Consider the following 18,394-nt stretch of genomic DNA (forward strand, 5'->3'; position numbering starts at 1 on the left):
TGCACAGAGGGAGCGCTTTATCGCGCCCCGCAGGGAATCCTGACAAAAGCCAAAAATCCGAAGAACATCACACGCTATGGCCATGACTGATTCGAACGTCCTCAAGCTCGCCCCCGACGTGGGAACTCCCGCCTATCGGAGCGCACCGCACAATATCGAGGCGGAGCAGAGCCTGCTGGGCGCGATCCTGGTCAATAACGACGCGTTCTACCGGGTTTCGGACTTTCTGGAGCCGAAGCACTTCTTCGAGCAAATTCACCAATCCATCTTCGAGACAGCCGGTAGTCTAATCCGGATGGGCAAGGTTGCGACCCCTGTCACGCTCAAGAGCTTCTTCCCCGTCGACGCCGACATCTTCGGACTGACGCCAAGCCAGTACCTCGCCCGCGTGGCGGCCGAGGCGACCACGATCATCAACGCCCAGGACTACGGCCGGACCATTTACGACATGGCACTGCGCCGTGACCTGATCCGGGTCGGCGAGGACATGGTCAACGTCGCTTTCGACGCACCGGTCGATTTTGCTCCCCGTGCACAGATCGAAGAAGCCGAACGCCAGCTCTATGCACTGGCGGAGTCAGGGCGCTATGAGGGCGGTTTTCAGCGCTTTTCGCAAGCGATGACAACCGCACTCGACATGGCGGCGAATGCCTTCCAGCGAGACGGTAAACTCTCAGGCATCGCCACTGGCTTGCGCGACCTCGATACCAAGATGGGCGGTCTGCAGCGGTCCGATTTGGTCATCGTCGCCGGCCGCCCCGGCATGGGCAAGACGGCGCTTGCGACCAACATCGCCTACAATATTGCAAGGGCCCATGAAGCTGAGCTGCAGCCCGACGGCACCACGAAAACCGTCAATGGCGGCATCGTCGGCTTTTTCTCCTGCGAAATGTCGGCCGAACAGCTCGCCACCCGTATTCTCGCCGAGCAGACCAGCATCGCCTCCAGCATGATCCGTCGTGGCGGCATTACCCAAAACGAGTTCGACAAGATTCGCGACTACACGATCCAGCTGGAGCATCTACCGCTCTTCGTGGACGAAACCGGCGGCTTGTCGATTTCGCAACTAACGGCGCGCGCGCGCCGGCTGAAACGACAGAAGGGTCTCGATCTTCTGGTGATCGACTATATCCAGCTGCTGCAGGGATCCGGCAAACGTTCCGACAATCGCGTGCAGGAAGTCACCGAGATCACCACCAATCTCAAGGCGCTGGCCAAGGAGCTCAACGTCCCGATCATCGCGCTGTCGCAGCTCTCGCGTCAGGTCGAAAACCGCGACGACAAGCGCCCGCAACTGGCCGACCTGCGTGAATCCGGTTCGATCGAACAGGACGCGGACGTCGTGATCTTCGTGTACCGCGAGGAATATTACCTCGCCAACAAGGAGCCACGCGCGGGAACCCCGGAGCACGCGACCTGGCAGTTGGACATGGAGCGCGCGTTGGGCAAGGCCGAAATCATCATCGGCAAGCAGCGCCATGGCCCCACCGGCACGGTGGAAGTCCATTTCGAGGGCCAGTTCACCCGGTTCAGCGACCTCGCGCATGACGGCACGTTGCCCGACCGCAACCTCTATTGACGCGGCTTCCGCGGTTGAACCGCCGCGAAGGCCTGCGTAAAATGCGGCATGAACATCGCCTCTGACCCCAAATCCATCCCGCCAAGTAGCCTGCTCTCCCCCGAGGCAAACCAGGCCGCCGCGCTCGCGAGCACGACCGGCGTACTGACGGTCGATCTCGACGCCATCGTCGCCAACTGGCGCAAGCTCGAGAAGACGGCGGTTCCGGCCGAATGCGCCGGCGTGGTAAAGGCGGATGCTTATGGCTGCGGCGCCGAACAGGTCGCCCGTGCGCTCGCCAATGCCGGCTGCAAGACGTTTTTCGTAGCCACCCTCGGTGAGGCGCGCGTGGTCCGTGCCGCGGTGCCTGCGGCTTCGATCTACACGCTCGACGGCTTCTTCCAGAACACCGGCGACAGCTACGCCGCGATCGACTGCAGACCCGTCATCGGAGACCTCAACGAGCTCGCGGAATGGGACGTGTTCTGCCGCCGCTCCGGCTGGTCGGGCGGCGCCGCCATTCACATCGACACCGGCATGAACCGGCTTGGCCTGACGGTTGCCGAGGCGCAGGGCATCATCCCCCGCATCAATGCCGGCGATCACGGCATTACGCTCGTGATGAGCCACCTCGCCTCCGCCGAATTGCTCAACAATCCGCTCAATGCCAGGCAGCTCACGGCCTTCCGTGAAATCGCGAGCCTGTTCGCGGGCGTACCGGCGTCGCTGGCGAATTCCTCGGGTGTGTTTCTCGGGGCCCAGTTCCAGTTCGACCTGGTCCGGCCGGGAGCCGCGCTTTACGGCATCAATCCGACGCCCGAAGCCGACAATCCGATGCAGCCGGTCGTCGAATTGAAGGCGCGCATCGTGCAGGTTCGCAATGTCGAGCGCGGCGAGACCGTCGGCTATGGCGGCACCTGGACCGCGCGGCGGCCGACCCGAATCGCGCTCGTATCGGCGGGCTATGCCGACGGATATTTCCGCGCGGCCAGCGCCAATGACGGCACCCGCGGCGCCGAGGTCGTGGTCGCCGGCAAGCGCTGCCCGATCGCGGGACGGATTTCGATGGACCTGATCGCGGTCGATATCACCGATATCGAGAAGAACGCGGCGCGCCGCGGTCATATGGTGACGCTGATCGGCGAAGGCATCACGGTCGACGAACTCGCCCATCATTTCGGCACCATCGGCTACGAGGTGCTGACCAGTCTCGGCAAGCGCTATGCGCGGGTCTACAAGGGCGGTGACGCACCGGCGAAGGAGCCCGCCGCCGCGGCGCCCGCAGATCCTGTCGCTGCATCGGACTAGACTTGGGCGGGGATTCGGCTTGACGCCAGCTTGATGAACGCCAGAGTCGTTAATGCTCTGAATTTATTACTTCCGGTCTCGGCGCAATAACGGACATGGCCGGACTTGCTGCCGATCCGACTCGGTAGCGTTTGACCCAACTGCGACATTAGCCAGTGTTTCATATTGCAGTAGCGAAGCGGATTTCAGGCCCCCTTCCTAAGCATTCCCTTAGGCTGGTAGGGTGGGAACCTCCCAACCGATGGCGGCTTTATGGCAAGGCGTGCCAAGACAGGCGGCGAGGCAAAAAAGCCAGGGCCAAAGGGCGCTGAACGCGGTTTGGCGCCAGCAACCGCTCGACGTGCCCCTTCGACTGATATTGGACTACAAGAGCAACTCGAAGAAGCCAGGCGTCAGTTGCAGGAGGCCCGGGAGCGGGAACTGGCGACCGCCGATCTTATCAAAGTCATCGGCCGCTCGAAGTTCGACCTGAAGACCGTGCTGCACAGTCTGGTCGAATCTGCGTGCCGGTTATGCGAAGCCGACATGGGCAATATTGCTCGGCCGACTGACGACGATTGCTACCGGATCGAGGCGAGTTTTGGCCAATCGTTGGCGCTCAATGAAGAGTTGACCCGACAGCCGCTTAAGGGAAAAGGCAGTGTGATTGGCCGCACGGCTCTCACGCGAGCCACGGTACACATCCTGGATGCCCAGACTGATCCGGATTACGACCAGCAGACCGCTCGCGGCATAGAGGACTGTCACACTATGCTTGGCGTGCCGCTGATGCGTGAAGACAAAGCTATAGGCGTTTTCGGCATGGCTCGCCGGGCGGTTCGGCCATTCACCGCTCGACAGGTTGAACTCGTCACCACTTTTGCCGACCAGGCAGTGATCGCAATCGAGAACACCAGGCTTTTCAACGAAACTAAAGAGGCTCTCGAACGGCAACGTGCGACAACGGAGGTCCTCACCGCTATCTCCGGCTCTATGGCCGACGCCAAACCAGTGTTCGAGGTGATTGTTCAGAGCTGCGAACGTTTGTTTGAAAGCTCAAGTGTAGGGCTGATGACCGTGCGTGATGGTCAGCTTGATGTTGGTGCTTACGGAGGGCAACGTAGCGAACTGATCCAGGCAATGTACCCCGCGCCGCTTACGCGCAATAGTGCCAGCGGGGTCGCGATCCTCGAGCGCCGAACCCTTGTCGTGGAAGATATCGATGCTCCTGGAGTGCCGCCGATGGCCCGCGACGGATGCCGCGCGCTGGGTATGGGTTCTGCCATTTTTGCACCGCTGCTCGCTGATGGACGAAGTATCGGATGCCTTTTTGTTGGTCGTCCAAGCAAAGGCTTTTTCGCGCCAGAGCGCATCGCCTTGGTCGAGGCTTTTGCCAATCAGGCGGTGATCGCCATCGAGAACGCACGGCTATTCAATGAAACTAAGGAGGCGCTGGAGCGGCAGACCGCTACTAGCGATGTGCTCAAGATCATCAGCCGCTCATCTATCGAGCTCGAGATGGTACTCGACACTCTTGTTCAGGCGGTGGCCCGCCTCTGCCGGGCTGATCAGGTGTATATGTTCCACCTTCGTCATGACCTATGGCACCTGATCGCGGATTACGGACTGTCGGCAGAAGCAAGAGCATTTTTTCAGACTCACCCGTTCACGCCTGGTCGGGGCTCTACGTCTGGCCGGGCAGCGATGGAAGGTCGCGCCGTTTCAATCACTGATGTCTTGCATGATCCGGAATACACTCTCAGTGAAGGTCAGGCGATCGCCGGCTATCGATCGACCCTTGGCGTTCCGTTGTTTCGGGAGAACACGCTCATAGGCGTGTTCAGCATCGTACGCACCCGCGTCGATCCTTTCACGAACAAAGAAATCGAACTCGCCTCTACCTTCGCCGATCAGGCGGTGATCGCCATCGAGAATGCTCGTCTTTTTCAGGAGCTACGCGAACGGCAGGCCGAGCTTCGGGTCACCTTCGACAATATGGGTGACGGCGTCGCCATGTTCGGCGCCGACAAGCGGCTCGCCTCCTGGAACCGTAACTGGCAGAAGATGTTGGATTTAGCTGACCCATTTTTAATCAGCCGTCCGAGCTTTGCCGAACTCTTCCGCTATTTGGCGGCACGAGGCGAGTTCGATTCGACTGATCTCAAGGCAGAACTAAGTCGCAGTCTTGATGATACCGGACGGGAGATGCGTTACGAGCGCACTCGTCCGGACGGACGGGTCATCGAAGTGCGGCGTAATCCGGTGCCGGACGGCGGATTCGTACTTATCTATGCCGACATAACTGAACGCAAGCGCGCCGAAGAGACAATACGGATTGCGCGCGATGCTGCCGAAAAGGCGTTGCGGGATTTGCAGGCGGCCCAGGACCGTCTCGTCCAAACAGAAAAGCTCGCCTCCCTTGGCCAGCTCACGGCCGGCATCGCCCATGAGATCAAAAACCCACTTAATTTCGTCAATAATTTCGCAGCGCTCTCGACCGAGCTCATCGACGAAATGACCGAACTGTTTGAAAATACCGCGCTTGACGAACGGGACAGGCGGGAGGAACTAGATGAAATTCGAAAGCTTTTGAAAGGCAATCTCGAAAAGGTGGTTCAACACGGCAAGCGGGCCGACTCCATCGTCAAGAACATGCTGTTGCATTCTCGTGAGGGCTCCGGCGAACGCCGGTCCACCGAGATCAACCGCCTAGTCGAGGAGAGCTTAAACCTCGCGTATCATGGCGCCCGAGCGGAGAAGCCGGGATTCAGCATCACGCTTAAGCACGACCTTGACCCGGAGGTGGGTGCACTTGACGTTTATCCGCAGGAGATGACCCGAGCATTACTTAATCTGATTTCCAACGGCTTTTATGCGGCGACGAGGCGCAAGGCAGAGGCCGATGGAGACTTCGAGCCGGTGCTGAGCGCAGTCACTAAAAAGCTCGGAGATACGATTGAAATTCGGATTCGAGACAACGGTACGGGTATTCCGCCTGAGGCGAGGGAGAGGATGTTCAATCCCTTCTTCACCACCAAACCGACGGGGGAAGGGACCGGCCTCGGGCTGTCGATGACCCATGATATCATCGTCAAGCAGCACGGGGGCAAGATCGACGTTGAGACCGAGCAGGGCGCGTTTACTGAGTTCATTGTGAGTCTGCCGCGCGGCAATAGCACCACCCGCTAGTCCAGAGCCGGAATGACCGCTACTGGCACATCGCGTCATTTCGCTGCGATGCGGAATTTGGTCCGCTATCGGAACTTCGCGTACCTTGGGGGACCGTCCGCCCAGCATTCACGGCCTAGCAAGATAACGAGGTCTGCTGTCACATGCGCGCATGAAGATCGCCACCTTCAACATCAACAACGTCAACCGGCGCCTGCCGAACCTGCTGGCCTGGCTGCGCGCGGCGAAGCCCGATGCGGTAAGCTTGCAGGAATTGAAGTCGACCGACGCGGACTTTCCAGTCGCAGCATTCGAGAAGGCCGGCTACGGCGCGGTATGGCAGGGTCAGAAGACCTGGAACGGCGTCGCCATTCTGGCGCGGAACGCCGAACCGGTGCTGACCCGCACTGTGCTACCCGGTGACCGCGACGACCACGAGGCCCGCTATATCGAAGCTGCCGTCAATGGCATTATCCTCACCAGCCTCTATCTGCCGAACGGCAATCCGCAGCCGGGCCCCAAATTCGACTACAAGCTCGACTGGTTCAGGCGGCTGCGGTCGCATGCCGGCAAGCTCCTGAAGCAGGATATCCCCGTGGTGCTGGCCGGCGACTACAACGTCGCGCCGACGGAGATGGATATCTATCCGACCAGGTCGTGGGACAAGGACGCGCTGATCCAGCCGAAGAGCCGCGCCGCCTTCAAGACATTGGTGGAACAAGGCTGGACCGATGCGATCCGCACCCTGCATCCGTCCAAGCCGATGTTCACGTTCTGGGACTACAAGCGTAACCGCTGGCCGCGCGACGCAGGATTGCGGCTCGATCATCTCTTGTTGAGCCCGGTGCTGGCGCCGCGCCTGACCAAGGCCGGCGTCGACCGCAAGGTGCGCGGCGAGGAAGGCGCCAGCGACCACGCGCCGGCCTGGATCGTGTTGAAGTGAAGCTGTTGAAGTGAAGCTATTGCGGGACAATGCCCGCCGCCCGAATGAGCGGCAGCAAACGCGCCTCTTCGCTGGCGCGGAACGCGATGAGCTCGGCGGGCGACGTCGGCCAGGCAGTGGCGCCGAGTTCCTCGAAGCGTCGCTTCAGGTCCGGATCGCCTAACGCCTTCAGCGTCTGTTCGTTGATCTGCGCGATCGTGTCCTGGGGCATGCCGGCCGGGCCGCACAAAGCGGCCCATGACGTCATCTCGTAACCCGGCAGCAGCTCGGCCATCGCCGGCGTATCCGGCAGCGCCGGGCTCCGCGTTCTCCCCGTCACCGCGATCGGCTTGACCGAGCCTTCGCGCACGGCCGAAAGCGAGCCCGGCAGATTGTCGAACAGCATGTTCACTCGTCCGGCCAAAAGGTCCATCAGCGCGGGATTGCCGCCCTTGTAGGGAATATGCTGCACGTCGACGCCGGCCATGCTCTTCATCATCTCGCCGGAAAGATGCAGCGTGGTGCCGATGCCGGCCGAGGCGTAGTTATATTTGCCCGGATTCTGCTTGAGCAGCGCGAGCAGATCCTTGGCGTTCGATGCGGGAAAGTCCTTGGCGGCCACCAGAATGTTCGGCAACTGCCACAGGCCGCTGATGAACGTAAAATCATCGGCCGGTTTATAGGGCAGCTTCGCATAGGTGCCGATCGCGATCACGTTGTTGGCGATCCCACCCATGCCGACCGTGTAACCGTCCGGCGTGGACTTGGCGACGGCATCGTTGGCGATCACGCCGCCGGCGCCGACACGATTCTCGACCACGAATTGCTGCCCGGTCAGGGCGCTCATCTTCTGGCAGAACACGCGCGAAAGGCTGTCGGTGGCGCCTCCCGCGGCGAAGCCGAGCACATAGCGCACCGCGCGCGTGGGCCAGGTCTGCTCCGCACGTGCGATGTGGGGAAATAAAGGCGCTGCGCCAAGCAAAGCGAGCGCGCGACGACGGTCGATCTCGGCCCCTATCCTGGCCCTTGGCATGGTCGATCTCCCTGCAAGCGTGTCGGCGACTGCCATCGCTCTTGCGCAATATGAAGCACGGGACGAAACATCCTGCACGCGCAAAATGCCGCAGCAACAGCCGGATTGTTTCGCACTGCGGACCAACGTCTGCTATGGAAACTTCAAAAGGCGTCGGGCGGAGGAATGCGCGTGAGATTTTTCACAACGATCGCTGCGTTCGCAGCACTGCTTTGTGCCGTTGCGACCTTTGCCGCCCGCGCCGACGACGACTTCCCTTCCCGCCCCATCACGCTGATGCATGGATTTGCCGCGGGCGGCAACGCCGATGCGATCGCCCGCATCATTGCCGATGGCCTTTCCCGCCGGCTTGGCAAACCCGTCATCGTCGAGGCCCGTCCCGGCGCCGGCGGCAACATCGCTTCCGACCGCGTCGCCAAAGCCGCGTCCGACGGCTACACCTTGATCATGCTGACCGGCGGCCACGCGGTGTCGGCCGCGATGTACAAGACGTTGCCGTTCGATCCCGTCGACGATTTTCAGATGATCTCGACGACGGTGTTCTTTCCCTTCGTCGTCGCGGTCAAGGCGGGGTCGCGCTTTCAGACCCTGGCGGATGTGATCGCGGAAGCGAAGGCGAAGCCTGATACGCTGACCTACAGCTCGGTCGGCGTCGGGTCGACCCAGCATCTGGTCGGCGAGCTGCTGTCATCGATGGCCGGCATCAAGATGATCCACGTGCCCTACAAGGGCGGTGGCGGCCCGATCAACGACCTGCTCGGCGGCCAGATCGATATTTTGATCGACACGCTGACGATCGCCGCGCCGCAGCTTGCGGCCGGCACGATCCGCGGCCTCGGCGTGACCAGCGCAAAGCCCTGGTTCTCCATTCCCGACGTGCCGCCGGTCGCCGCGACCGTTGCGGATTACGAGGTCCGGTCATGGCTCGGCATCGCCACCAGCAAAGGCGTGCCCGCGCCTGTGGTCGAGAGGCTCAACCGCGAAGTACGGGCGGTGCTCGAGATGCCGGAAGTCAAAGGCAAGCTGGAGGCCATGGGCAACGAGGTCCGCGGCACCTCGCCCGAGAAGATGCGGACCATGATCGCCTCCGAGATCGGGCGCTGGAAGCAGGTGATCGGCGCCGCAAAAATTCCGCAACAATGATCGCAGCCACGGCGGCCGCGTCGCCCTGGCCGCCGAATTTCCGGCGCAGCATCACGCGGAGAGCATCACACCAAGGATGTTAGCCCCTGCCGGTGTGACCCCAGGCGGCATCCCAATCCTCGCCCGCGGCGTCGATGACGCGTCCGTCGGCCTCGAAGAACTTGTTCGGGACCTGGAAGATCGCGAGCATCAGCCCGCCCTCCGGACACCAGGCCACGTGGCGGCTACCTTCCTCGCGCCAGATGAATTCGCCGGCCTTGCATTCGATGCCTTGGGCTGGCCCTTCCTTGTCGACGAGCGAGCCCTCGAGGACGTAGGTCTGCTCGATGTTGACATGCTCGTGGTCGGGCAAGACAGCGCCCGGCGCAAAACGCATCAGCGCGGTCATCAGCCCGGTCTTGCGATCGAACAGCAGCGTCTTGGCTTCGCAGCCGGGAAAGCGCGTCTTCTGCCATTCCATGCTGTCGGGACGAACCAGATGAGAATGGTTGTTGGCGGTCGCGCCCGTCGGCGTCACGGCGTCCATGGCAATCCCCCTCCGCTGTATTTTGCGGCGATGCTAGCAGCTTTGGCCGCAGACGTCAGCCGAACCGCGCGCGAACCTGGACCCGGTCATGACCGCATTGCAGCGAAACACGGCGATCATGACGGATCATCGCGTCATCACCACAGGTTCTTGCCGTCAATCACCGTCACCGGCACGGCGTCGAGTTCGAATTCATCGAAGAGCCGCGCATTGATGCCGACCTTCGGATTGTCGAAGTCCGGCTTGCCAGTCGACCAGTCCGGCGATTCCGAATAGGTGCCGCAGCCGCAATTCGCGCAGAAATGATGTTTGACGGTGCGGCTGCCCCACTGATAGGTCGCGACGTTTTCAGAGGGCGACGTCAGGCGAAATTGCGCCGGCGTGTAATAGGCCCACAGCGCGCCACGCTTGGCGCACAGCGAACAGGTGCAGCGGGTCACGCCGGCCGGCGCCTCGCTCACCTCGAATTGCGTCTGGCCGCAATGGCAGCTTCCCTTGATTGGCACGATCCGTTCCTTCCCCATGACCCGATATGGCCGACGTCATAACCGGGGCCTGCTGACAGCATGGTGTCAGCAGCAGGCCGCCGGCGGTGGCCTGCTGACGCCGGCGATTCCCCGCGATTGCGTTGCCGCTGCTTTGCGGAAATTGCTAGGCTTTCCGTTCCCGCCGAACGAGTCGCGGAGATCACGTTTCTTGGGCTTCCTGTTCGTCCTCATCGTCGGGCTTGTTGCCGGCACCATCTCGGGCATCGTCGGCACCGGCTCGTCGATCATGCTGATGCCGGTATTGATCTATCAATACGGCCCAAAGGAAGCGGTGCCGATCATGGCGGTCGCGGCCGTGATGGCGAACCTGTCGCGGATTCTCGCCTGGTGGCGCGAGGTCGACTGGCGCGCCTGCTTCGCCTATTCGGTCACGGGGATCCCGGCCGCGGCACTCGGCGCGCGGACGCTGCTGGCGCTGCCGTCGCACACCGTCGATCTGGCGATCGGCCTGTTTCTGATTGCGATGGTCCCGGTGCGGCACTGGCTGGCCCGGCACCAGCTCAGGACGCGGCTCTGGCACCTGGCCGTGGGCGGCGCCGTGATCGGCTACATCACCGGCATCGTGGTCTCGACCGGCCCGCTCAGCGTTCCCTTGTTTCTGTTTTACGGGTTGACCAAGGGCGCGTTCCTGGCGACCGAAGCCGCAAGCTCGCTTGGGCTCTACTTAAGCAAGTCCGTGACCTTCGAACGCTTCGGCGCGCTGACCCCGGATGTCGCGCTGAAAGGCCTGATCGCCGGCGCCTCGCTGATGTCGGGCGCCTTCATCGCCAAGCGCTTTGTGCTGCATCTCGATCCCAACGTGTTCCGCCTGCTGATGGACGGCATCATGATCGCAGCCGGGTTGTCCCTGCTCTGGTCGGCGGCGTTTTCATAAAATTTCGGCCGAACCCGGCCGATCGATCTGAACCAATCCCGGCGAACGTCCGACCAAGTGACGCGTGTCAGATCATTTCGGTAAGTGACCCCAGATATTGGCTTGGCGTGGGTTCGACTGCCCAAAAGACCGTCCAAGCCTGGAGAGACCAAATGAGCAGGGGAATTATTGGCGCCATTGTCGCCCTCGTTATCGCTGTCATTATTGCCGCGGGTAGCTGGTACACCGTCGATCAGACCGAGCGCGGCGTGCTGCTGCGCTATGGCGCGGTGATCGGCACCGCCCAGCCGGGCCTCGGCTTCAAGGTCCCGCTGATGGACACCGTGGAGAAGGTCAGCGTCAAGACCACGACCTTTACCTGGGACAAGATGAACTCCTACTCCTACGATCAGCAACCGGCCGACCTGAAGATCAGCGTCACCCTGCGCGCGGCGCCGGAAAAGGTGGCGGATCTCTATGCGAAATTCGGATTGCTGCAGACGGCGGTCAATCAGGTTGTCAGCCCGGTCGTGAACCAGCAGGTCAAGGTCGTGTTCGGCCGCTACACCGCGGTCAAGGCGATCCAGGAGCGCGGGCCGCTGAACAGCGCCATCAAGGATGCCATCACCGCGACGCTGAAGGACGACCCGATGATCATCATCGAGAGCGTCCAGCTCGAAAACATCGAGTTCAGCGCCAACTATCTGCACTCGATCGAGCAGCGCATGCTGGCCGAGGTGGAAGTCCAGAAGCTGCAGCAGAACGCCGAGCGCGAAAAAGTCCAGGCGCAGATCACGGTGACGCAGGCCACCGCCAAGGCCAACGCGGTCCGCGCCGAGGCGCAGGCCAACGCCGAAGCGACGCGGCTGAACGGCGAAGCCAAGGCCTCGAACATCAGGATAACAGGCGAAGCCGAAGCCGCCGCCATCGAAGCACGCGCCAAGGCGCTCGGCACCAATCCGAACCTCGTCACCCTGGTGCAGGCCGAACGCTGGAACGGCGTGCTGCCGACCACGATGGTGCCGGGCTCGTCGGTGCCGTTCGTGTCGGTGAAATAGGGATCGAATTCATCCGCAAGCGATGATGCCCGGGATCGCAATCCCGGGCATTGCCGCTTTCTGATCAGCTCGCGCGGTTTACGCGGTTCGAATTGGATGCCGAGGCGGCCTTGCTATTTCCTGGCTGGCGGCTCCGATAATCCTCGTGAACGACGTAAATTTACGGGGCTTTGCGTGTTGAAAAACACGAAAGAGTTTTGTCGCGCACTCACTTTTGGTTGTTAGGCGGATTGCCTACACCCCATCATTACGACTATGACAATCGTATTACTTGAATTCGACGTTTGCGGAAAAAGGACTTTGTTCAAGGAAGCATCACAGGGTCGATCAGCGACCCGGACGCAAGCTTCGAGAACCCAGGCGACACATCTTGCTTCAACGGCGCCGCATGCAATTGGTGCCGCAAGTAGGCGGCCGTCGTAGTCGATGTTGCCCTGGAGCTGAAGCCTTCGACGTGTCGCAGTCGGAGCAATGGGAGTCGCGGGTCATCAAGGCCCCGACAGGCAGGAAAGGCAGGCGCGTGATGCGCAAAGTGATTATCACCTCCACGATGATGTTAACCGTCGCGCTCGTCGGCTCGGCTTTCTGGCCGACAGCAAAGCCCGATGTCGAACGTTTCGGAGACAGCGTCTACGAGACGATCTGGGTATGGCGAATTCCGGCTTATGCGAACAATCCGTCCTGGCGCGTTCGCTGGAGTTTGAGCGATCCACTTCGGGCGGAAGCGCGATGTTGCCGGGCATTGCCGACCGGTTCCGTGCCGCGGGACAATCCGCCTTTGCTGCTGTCAAAGCGCGAGATACGAGTTTAGATGCGCTTGCCGATCGCCTCACCTGGTCGCTCGGCTCCGTCGGACCCGTAGACAGCAGCACATCCGACGGCAGTCCGGATCAGTTGAGCATCCAAAGAAGCAACTGCATTTGATTCAAATCTGGATTGCAGTTGATGTTACTTTTTATCCTTAACCAGAAACCTGTTCTTTGATTTACATCTGCAGGATGCGGTTTACCTTGCCTCCGCGACCAAAGCGGAATCAGGGACAACAACAAAATGCGCCGGTTAAGCCTCAACCTCTCGCTGGTTTTTTTTCTGGCCGCACCGGCCCTCACCGTAGCTGCCGATGATACCAAAACAGGCCGACCGAATTCGGTTGTCGCAACTGATCGCGTTGGGTGTTCCCTGCACCCCAAAGCTGAGGAACCTTCCGATCCGTCGTCGACCTCGGCCATCCCTCACGTCGAAAAATTCGTCGCTCGGGAACATTTCAAGGAAGACATCTCGTCAGGCGCCACCGTCAGGATTTCCTGGCTCGGCGCGACATTCGCGCGCCGGTTCACGGGCAAGGTCGAGGACGATGCGGGCGGCACATCGTTTCCAACTTACGTCCTGAACTCAACCGCCAGCGACCAGGAGATTTTGGCGGAACTCGGCCAAGGCCATGAGAGCGGCCTGGTCGATGTCTGGTGCCTGTTGCGACAGCAGCCCGGTGGTGACAGTGGCGCGCTGCAAACCAGCTCCAACCCGAACATCTTTTTTGTCCGAGATATCGCGGGTGAGCTTGGCGTCGTAGACGCGATTTGGGGAGGCGCGGGGTGGGAAATTGGCGCGAGCCCCGTGGGGGACAAGCGAAGATGGCCGTCCGGAACGCGCGTGTTTTCGCGCTGACCAAGAGACCGCCAACCGAAGCGGCTAGCAGTCCCAACGGCAATGGATCGACGGCGGGTACTGGCCGAAATAGGCCACTCGCAGATTCAAAACAGGCCACTCTCAAATTCGTGGTTTTTCCCTAACGCTGGTGCGTGTGGAGCGCGGCGTGGCGTATTGTTGCGCGACAAGGGATTACGAGGAAGCGATAACGCGCCCCAAAGCGTGTATCGAGGTGGGATTTCCACTGCGGGATGTCAAAATGAAAGAGGCCGCCAACTGAGGCGGCCTACAGGGGATAAAATGACAGATGTACCGTTCAAAGTAGGCGACCGAGTAAAGAAGCGCTCAGGTTACGAATATCCGGGCTTCATCGTGTCGGTATTTACAAACCGAGCCGGGGCCGTTCGGTATGTAGTGGAGGCAGACCACCCTGCCTTCTCCGGCATGTTGCACATCTTCAATGGCGATCAGCTTGAACATCGCTAAGGCAAACTAGGCCACTGCCAAAATCAAAGTGGGCCACTAGGGGTTAAAACAGGCCAGTACCCGACGGCGACCAAGAACAAATTAGGAACAATTTGAGATTTTCCATGCTATCAACGCGTTACTCTTCAACGGCGACTCACTCCCTTCATGGCCAAATCCACCCTCTCCTTCGTCTGCCAGAACTGCGGCGCAGCGTATAACCGCTGGCAGGGCAAGTGCGAGTCCTGCGGCGAGTGGAATACGCTGGCCGAAGAGGACACCACCGGCGCCACCTCGATGCCGGTCTCGATCCGCTCCAAGCGCAAGGGGCGGACGTTTGCGCTGGAAAGCCTGACCGGCAAGAGCACCGACGCGCCGCGCCTTTCGTCCGGCATGGGCGAACTCGATCGCGTCACCGGCGGTGGCTTTGTCCGCGGCTCGGTGCTGCTGGTCGGCGGCGATCCCGGCATCGGCAAATCGACGCTTCTCACACAAGCCACCAGCATGATGGCGCGCGCCGGGCATCGCGTGGTCTACATCTCCGGCGAAGAGGCCGTGGCCCAGGTGCGGCTGCGCGCCGAGCGGCTCGGACTGGCCGACGCGCCAGTGCAGCTTGCGGCAGAAACCTCGGTCGAGGACATCGTCTCGACCCTGTCGGAAGGCGCGGTGCCGCGCCTGATCGTGATCGACTCGATCCAGACCATGTGGACCGACACGGTGGAATCAGCCCCCGGCACGGTGACGCAGGTCCGCGCCTCGGCGCAGGCGCTGATTCGTTTCGCCAAGAAGTCGGGGGCCGCGATCATTCTGGTCGGCCACGTCACCAAGGACGGCCAGATCGCAGGCCCCCGCGTGGTCGAGCACATGGTCGACGCGGTGCTGTCGTTCGAGGGCGAAGGCTCGCAGCATTTCCGGATTCTGCGCGCGATGAAGAACCGTTTCGGCCCGACCGACGAGATCGGCGTGTTCGAGATGACTGGTCTCGGCCTGCGCGAGGTCTCCAACCCGTCCGAATTGTTCCTGTCCGAGCGCGATCTCGGCAGCCCGGGGACCGCGGTCTTTGCCGGGATCGAAGGCACTCGCCCGGTGCTGGTGGAATTGCAGGCCCTGGTGGCGCCGACCACCCTCGGCACCCCGCGCCGCGCCGTGGTGGGCTGGGATCCGAGCCGGCTGTCGATGGTGCTGGCGGTGCTGGAGGCCCATTGCGGGGTCAAGCTGTCCGGCTACGACGTCTATCTGAACGTGGCCGGCGGCCTGCGGATCCAGGAACCGGCCGCCGATCTCGCGGCCGCCGCGGCCCTGGTATCCTCGCTGGTCAACGCGCCGCTGCCGACGGATGCGGTCTATTTCGGCGAGATTTCGCTGTCCGGCGCAGTCCGGCCGGTGGCGCAAACCTCGGCCCGGCTGAAAGAGGCCGCCAAACTCGGCTTTGGCCGCGCCGTGCTGCCCGAATCGACGCGCGGCGACGTCGGTAGCGATGCCGGTCTGGTGCTGAACACCGTCGGCGGACTGACCAGCCTGGTCGCGGACATTGCGGCGCGCGGGACGCCCAGAGGGAATAAAGAGGGAAATAAGGAAGCCAATCGCGAGGGCGCGGCTGAGAAAAATGCCACACCGGCGCGATTCCGGCGCGAGAACGGCTAAAGCGGCGTGACGCGCCCCGCCCTCGCCGCTATACAACGCGCGCGAAGGGCGAGCGGGATGGCGCGATATCCGGCCTTGCGGGATATGCCATATGCCCCTCACCTAGGGTGTCGATGACGCCCCCGATTCGCTGCTTGAGAACCTACGAGCGGACCTGACCAGCCGATGCCGATAACGATACTCGATCTCGTCCTGCTTGGGGTGATGCTGATTTCGGGGCTGCTTGCCCTGGTGCGCGGCTTCATGCGCGAAATCCTGTCGATCGCGGCCTGGGGTGCTGCCGCCCTCGTCACGCTTTATGCTTTCGCCAAGCTGCTGCCGACCGCAAAAACCTACTTCAACAACGACACGGTCGCCTCCGTGGTGGTGGTGGCCGGCACCTTCATCGGTACCCTGATCGTGGTGTCCATCATCACCGTGCGAATTTCGGACATGATCCTGGATTCCCGGATCGGCGCCCTGGACCGCACGCTCGGGTTCCTGTTCGGGCTCGGCCGCGGCCTGCTGATCGTGGTGGTGGCCTACCAGTTCTTCGTCTGGCTGGTTCCGGACAAGCAGCGGCCCGACTGGATCACCGGGGCGAAGTCCCGGCTGGTGCTGCAGGGAACCGGCGATTGGCTGATGTCACTCTTGCCGGACGACCCTGAGAACACCATCTTAAAGAGATTCAAGAAGAATAAACCCGACGACGATCAAACTGACACCGACCAGGCAGCCCCTGGGTCCGGTGATGGCTACAGTAAACCTGCCCGTGACAGCCTTAAAAAGCTGATCGAGAAACCCGCGGGCAAATAATTCTGGCCAAAAGAGAGGCGCGATGGACGAGATGCAAAACACTTCCGATCCCGCCCACCAGTTTGACTCAAATCCTGATCTAAATCTCGGCATCGAATTGCAGGACGACCTCCAAGATCCTGACCTCAAAGGCGACACGCTCCGCGAGGAATGCGGCGTGTTCGGCATCTACGGCCACCCCGAGGCCGCCGCCATCACGGCGCTCGGCCTCCACGCCCTCCAGCACCGTGGCCAGGAGGCCGCCGGCATCGTTTCCTTCGACGGCGCCCGCTTCCACTCGGAACGCCGCCTCGGTCTCGTCGGCGACACCTTCTCCCGCCGCGAAGTGATCGAGCGCCTGCCCGGCAACGCCGCCGTCGGCCATGTCCGCTACTCCACCACCGGCGCCACCATCCTGCGCAACGTGCAGCCGCTGTTCGCCGAGCTCAATGCCGGCGGCTTCGCGGTCGGCCATAACGGCAATCTCACCAACGGGCTCTCGCTGCGCCGCGAACTGGTGAAGAACGGCGCCATGATGCAGTCGACCACCGACACCGAAGTGATCCTGCATCTGGTGGCGCAATCCAAGCGCGGCCGCTTCATCGATCGCTACATCGAGGCGCTGCGCGCCATCGAGGGCGCCTATTCGCTGGTCTCGCTGACCAACAAGAAACTGATCGGCTCACGCGACCCGCTCGGCATCCGCCCGCTGGTGCTCGGCGACCTCGACGGCCGCCCGATCCTGACCTCGGAAACCTGCGCGCTCGATATGATCGGTGCCAAATATGTCCGCGACGTCGAACCCGGCGAGATCGTCGTTTTCGACGAGGACGGTGCGCACAGCCACAAGCCGTTCCCGCCGAAGCCGCCGCGGCCCTGCATCTTCGAATATATCTACTTCTCGCGGCCGGATTCGATCGTCGGCGGCCGCTCGGTGTACGAGGTCCGCAAGGCCTTTGGCGCACAGCTCGCGCGCGAGAGCCATGTCGAGGTCGACGTCGTGGTGCCGGTGCCGGATTCCGGCGTGCCCGCCGCCCTCGGTTACAGCCAGCATTCCGGCGTGCCGTTCGAACTCGGCATTATCAGAAACCATTATGTCGGCCGTACCTTCATTCAGCCGACCCAGAGCGTGCGCGAACTCGGCGTCCGCATGAAGCATTCGGCCAACCGCGCCGCGATCGAAGGCAAGCGCATCATCCTGATCGACGACTCCCTGGTGCGCGGCACCACGTCGAAGAAGATCGTACGCATGATGCGCGACGCCGGCGCCCGCGAAGTGCATTTCCGCCTCGCCTCGCCGCCGATCCTGTACCCCGACTATTACGGCATCGACCTGCCGGACCGCGGCGGCCTGCTCGCCGCGACCCATTCGCTGGAGGAAATGCGCGAGATCATCGGCGCGGATTCGCTGGCGTTCCTGTCGATCGACGGCATGTACCGCGCGATGGGCGAGCCCGGCCGCGATCCCGCCAACCCGAAATTCTCGGATCACTGCTTCACCGGCGCCTATCCGACCCACCTCACCGACCAGACCCAGGTCGAACCGCAGCCCCGGCAATTGTCGCTGCTGGCGGAAGCGAGCTGACAGCGCAGCTGTCATTCCGGGCGCGTCGAAGACGCGAACCTCAGATGTGCAATTGCACATCGGGGAATCCAGAGGTTGTTTTGCACCCTCCATCAGCTCGACCTTCCGGGTCTGCGCCTTGCGGCGCATCCCGGAACGACGGTGCCATTTTCGTCATGGCCGGGCTTGTCCCGGCCATCCACG

16 protein-coding genes are annotated in these 18,394 nt (G+C 62.0%); 13 read left to right on the forward strand and 3 right to left on the reverse strand.

The window, feature by feature from the left end:
- The first annotated feature begins 76 nt into the window (after positions 1-76).
- From FFI89_RS20095 to FFI89_RS20110, 4 genes are all read left to right on the forward strand, one after another.
- Positions 77-1,579, forward strand: a complete 1,503-nt coding sequence (locus tag FFI89_RS20095) for a replicative DNA helicase (RefSeq protein WP_138829417.1) — start codon at positions 77-79, stop codon at positions 1,577-1,579.
- Positions 1,580-1,627: 48 nt separating this feature from the next.
- On the forward strand, positions 1,628-2,866 hold the full coding sequence (alr, locus tag FFI89_RS20100; protein ID WP_138829418.1) for an alanine racemase: 1,239 nt from the start codon (positions 1,628-1,630) through the stop codon (positions 2,864-2,866).
- Between the two features lie 252 nt (positions 2,867-3,118).
- Positions 3,119-6,034, forward strand: coding sequence for a GAF domain-containing protein (locus FFI89_RS20105; protein WP_138829419.1), 2,916 nt, complete (start codon positions 3,119-3,121; stop codon positions 6,032-6,034).
- A gap of 151 nt (positions 6,035-6,185) precedes the next feature.
- Entirely contained in the window at positions 6,186-6,956 is a 771-nt protein-coding gene (locus tag FFI89_RS20110) for an exodeoxyribonuclease III (RefSeq protein WP_138829420.1), read from the forward strand.
- Positions 6,957-6,972: 16 nt separating this feature from the next.
- Here FFI89_RS20110 and FFI89_RS20115 read toward each other — a convergent pair whose 3' ends face one another.
- Positions 6,973-7,968 (reverse strand): tripartite tricarboxylate transporter substrate binding protein, encoded by a 996-nt coding sequence (locus tag FFI89_RS20115; protein WP_168212967.1) that lies wholly within the window; start codon positions 7,966-7,968, stop codon positions 6,973-6,975.
- Between the two features lie 171 nt (positions 7,969-8,139).
- Here FFI89_RS20115 and FFI89_RS20120 point away from each other — a divergent pair, with 171 nt between their 5' ends.
- Positions 8,140-9,111, forward strand: a complete 972-nt coding sequence (locus FFI89_RS20120; protein WP_246669200.1) for a tripartite tricarboxylate transporter substrate binding protein — start codon at positions 8,140-8,142, stop codon at positions 9,109-9,111.
- Positions 9,112-9,190: 79 nt separating this feature from the next.
- On the opposite strand, the gene FFI89_RS20125 is transcribed toward FFI89_RS20120, so the two are convergent.
- Positions 9,191-9,637 (reverse strand): cupin domain-containing protein, encoded by a 447-nt coding sequence (locus FFI89_RS20125; protein WP_138829423.1) that lies wholly within the window; start codon positions 9,635-9,637, stop codon positions 9,191-9,193.
- 137 nt (positions 9,638-9,774) lie between these two features.
- Positions 9,775-10,143, reverse strand: a complete 369-nt coding sequence (locus FFI89_RS20130) for a GFA family protein (RefSeq protein ID WP_168212968.1) — start codon at positions 10,141-10,143, stop codon at positions 9,775-9,777.
- A gap of 190 nt (positions 10,144-10,333) precedes the next feature.
- Between FFI89_RS20130 and FFI89_RS20135 the strand changes: the two genes are divergently transcribed.
- From FFI89_RS20135 to purF, 8 genes are all read left to right on the forward strand, one after another.
- Positions 10,334-11,059 carry a sulfite exporter TauE/SafE family protein gene (locus FFI89_RS20135; RefSeq protein WP_138829425.1) on the forward strand — a complete coding sequence of 242 codons (726 nt, stop codon included), beginning with the start codon at positions 10,334-10,336 and terminating at the stop codon, positions 11,057-11,059.
- Positions 11,060-11,211: 152 nt separating this feature from the next.
- On the forward strand, positions 11,212-12,096 hold the full coding sequence (locus FFI89_RS20140) for a prohibitin family protein (protein WP_138829426.1): 885 nt from the start codon (positions 11,212-11,214) through the stop codon (positions 12,094-12,096).
- A gap of 523 nt (positions 12,097-12,619) precedes the next feature.
- A complete protein-coding gene (locus FFI89_RS20145; protein WP_138829427.1) occupies positions 12,620-12,907 on the forward strand; it encodes a hypothetical protein in 288 nt (95 codons plus the stop codon).
- Between the two features lie 239 nt (positions 12,908-13,146).
- Positions 13,147-13,761, forward strand: coding sequence for a hypothetical protein (locus FFI89_RS20150; protein ID WP_138829428.1), 615 nt, complete (start codon positions 13,147-13,149; stop codon positions 13,759-13,761).
- Positions 13,762-14,043: 282 nt separating this feature from the next.
- Positions 14,044-14,229: a hypothetical protein gene (locus tag FFI89_RS20155; RefSeq protein ID WP_138829429.1), complete on the forward strand. Its 186-nt coding sequence runs from the start codon at positions 14,044-14,046 to the stop codon at positions 14,227-14,229.
- A gap of 147 nt (positions 14,230-14,376) precedes the next feature.
- Positions 14,377-15,852 (forward strand): DNA repair protein RadA, encoded by a 1,476-nt coding sequence (radA, locus tag FFI89_RS20160; RefSeq protein WP_138829430.1) that lies wholly within the window; start codon positions 14,377-14,379, stop codon positions 15,850-15,852.
- Between the two features lie 165 nt (positions 15,853-16,017).
- Positions 16,018-16,647: a CvpA family protein gene (locus tag FFI89_RS20165; protein ID WP_138829431.1), complete on the forward strand. Its 630-nt coding sequence runs from the start codon at positions 16,018-16,020 to the stop codon at positions 16,645-16,647.
- 22 nt (positions 16,648-16,669) lie between these two features.
- Positions 16,670-18,211, forward strand: a complete 1,542-nt coding sequence (gene purF, locus FFI89_RS20170) for an amidophosphoribosyltransferase (protein ID WP_210249013.1) — start codon at positions 16,670-16,672, stop codon at positions 18,209-18,211.
- Positions 18,212-18,394 lie beyond the last annotated feature (183 nt).

It is taken from the genome of Bradyrhizobium sp. KBS0727 (genome assembly GCF_005937885.2).
Taxonomy (GTDB): domain Bacteria; phylum Pseudomonadota; class Alphaproteobacteria; order Rhizobiales; family Xanthobacteraceae; genus Bradyrhizobium.

What these genes read in the sequence shown, in the direction of transcription:
- FFI89_RS20095 (WP_138829417.1), top strand. Translation starts at nt 77, where the DNA reads ATGGCCATGACTGATTCGAACGTCCTCAAGCTCGCCCCCGACGTGGGA.
- alr (WP_138829418.1), top strand. Translation starts at nt 1,628, where the DNA reads ATGAACATCGCCTCTGACCCCAAATCCATCCCGCCAAGTAGCCTGCTC.
- FFI89_RS20105 (WP_138829419.1), top strand. Translation starts at nt 3,119, where the DNA reads ATGGCAAGGCGTGCCAAGACAGGCGGCGAGGCAAAAAAGCCAGGGCCA.
- FFI89_RS20110 (WP_138829420.1), top strand. Translation starts at nt 6,186, where the DNA reads ATGAAGATCGCCACCTTCAACATCAACAACGTCAACCGGCGCCTGCCG.
- FFI89_RS20115 (WP_168212967.1), bottom strand. Translation starts at nt 7,968, where the DNA reads ATGCCAAGGGCCAGGATAGGGGCCGAGATCGACCGTCGTCGCGCGCTC.
- FFI89_RS20125 (WP_138829423.1), bottom strand. Translation starts at nt 9,637, where the DNA reads ATGGACGCCGTGACGCCGACGGGCGCGACCGCCAACAACCATTCTCAT.
- FFI89_RS20140 (WP_138829426.1), top strand. Translation starts at nt 11,212, where the DNA reads ATGAGCAGGGGAATTATTGGCGCCATTGTCGCCCTCGTTATCGCTGTC.
- FFI89_RS20145 (WP_138829427.1), top strand. Translation starts at nt 12,620, where the DNA reads ATGCGCAAAGTGATTATCACCTCCACGATGATGTTAACCGTCGCGCTC.
- FFI89_RS20150 (WP_138829428.1), top strand. Translation starts at nt 13,147, where the DNA reads ATGCGCCGGTTAAGCCTCAACCTCTCGCTGGTTTTTTTTCTGGCCGCA.
- FFI89_RS20155 (WP_138829429.1), top strand. Translation starts at nt 14,044, where the DNA reads ATGACAGATGTACCGTTCAAAGTAGGCGACCGAGTAAAGAAGCGCTCA.
- radA (WP_138829430.1), top strand. Translation starts at nt 14,377, where the DNA reads ATGGCCAAATCCACCCTCTCCTTCGTCTGCCAGAACTGCGGCGCAGCG.
- FFI89_RS20165 (WP_138829431.1), top strand. Translation starts at nt 16,018, where the DNA reads ATGCCGATAACGATACTCGATCTCGTCCTGCTTGGGGTGATGCTGATT.
- purF (WP_210249013.1), top strand. Translation starts at nt 16,670, where the DNA reads ATGGACGAGATGCAAAACACTTCCGATCCCGCCCACCAGTTTGACTCA.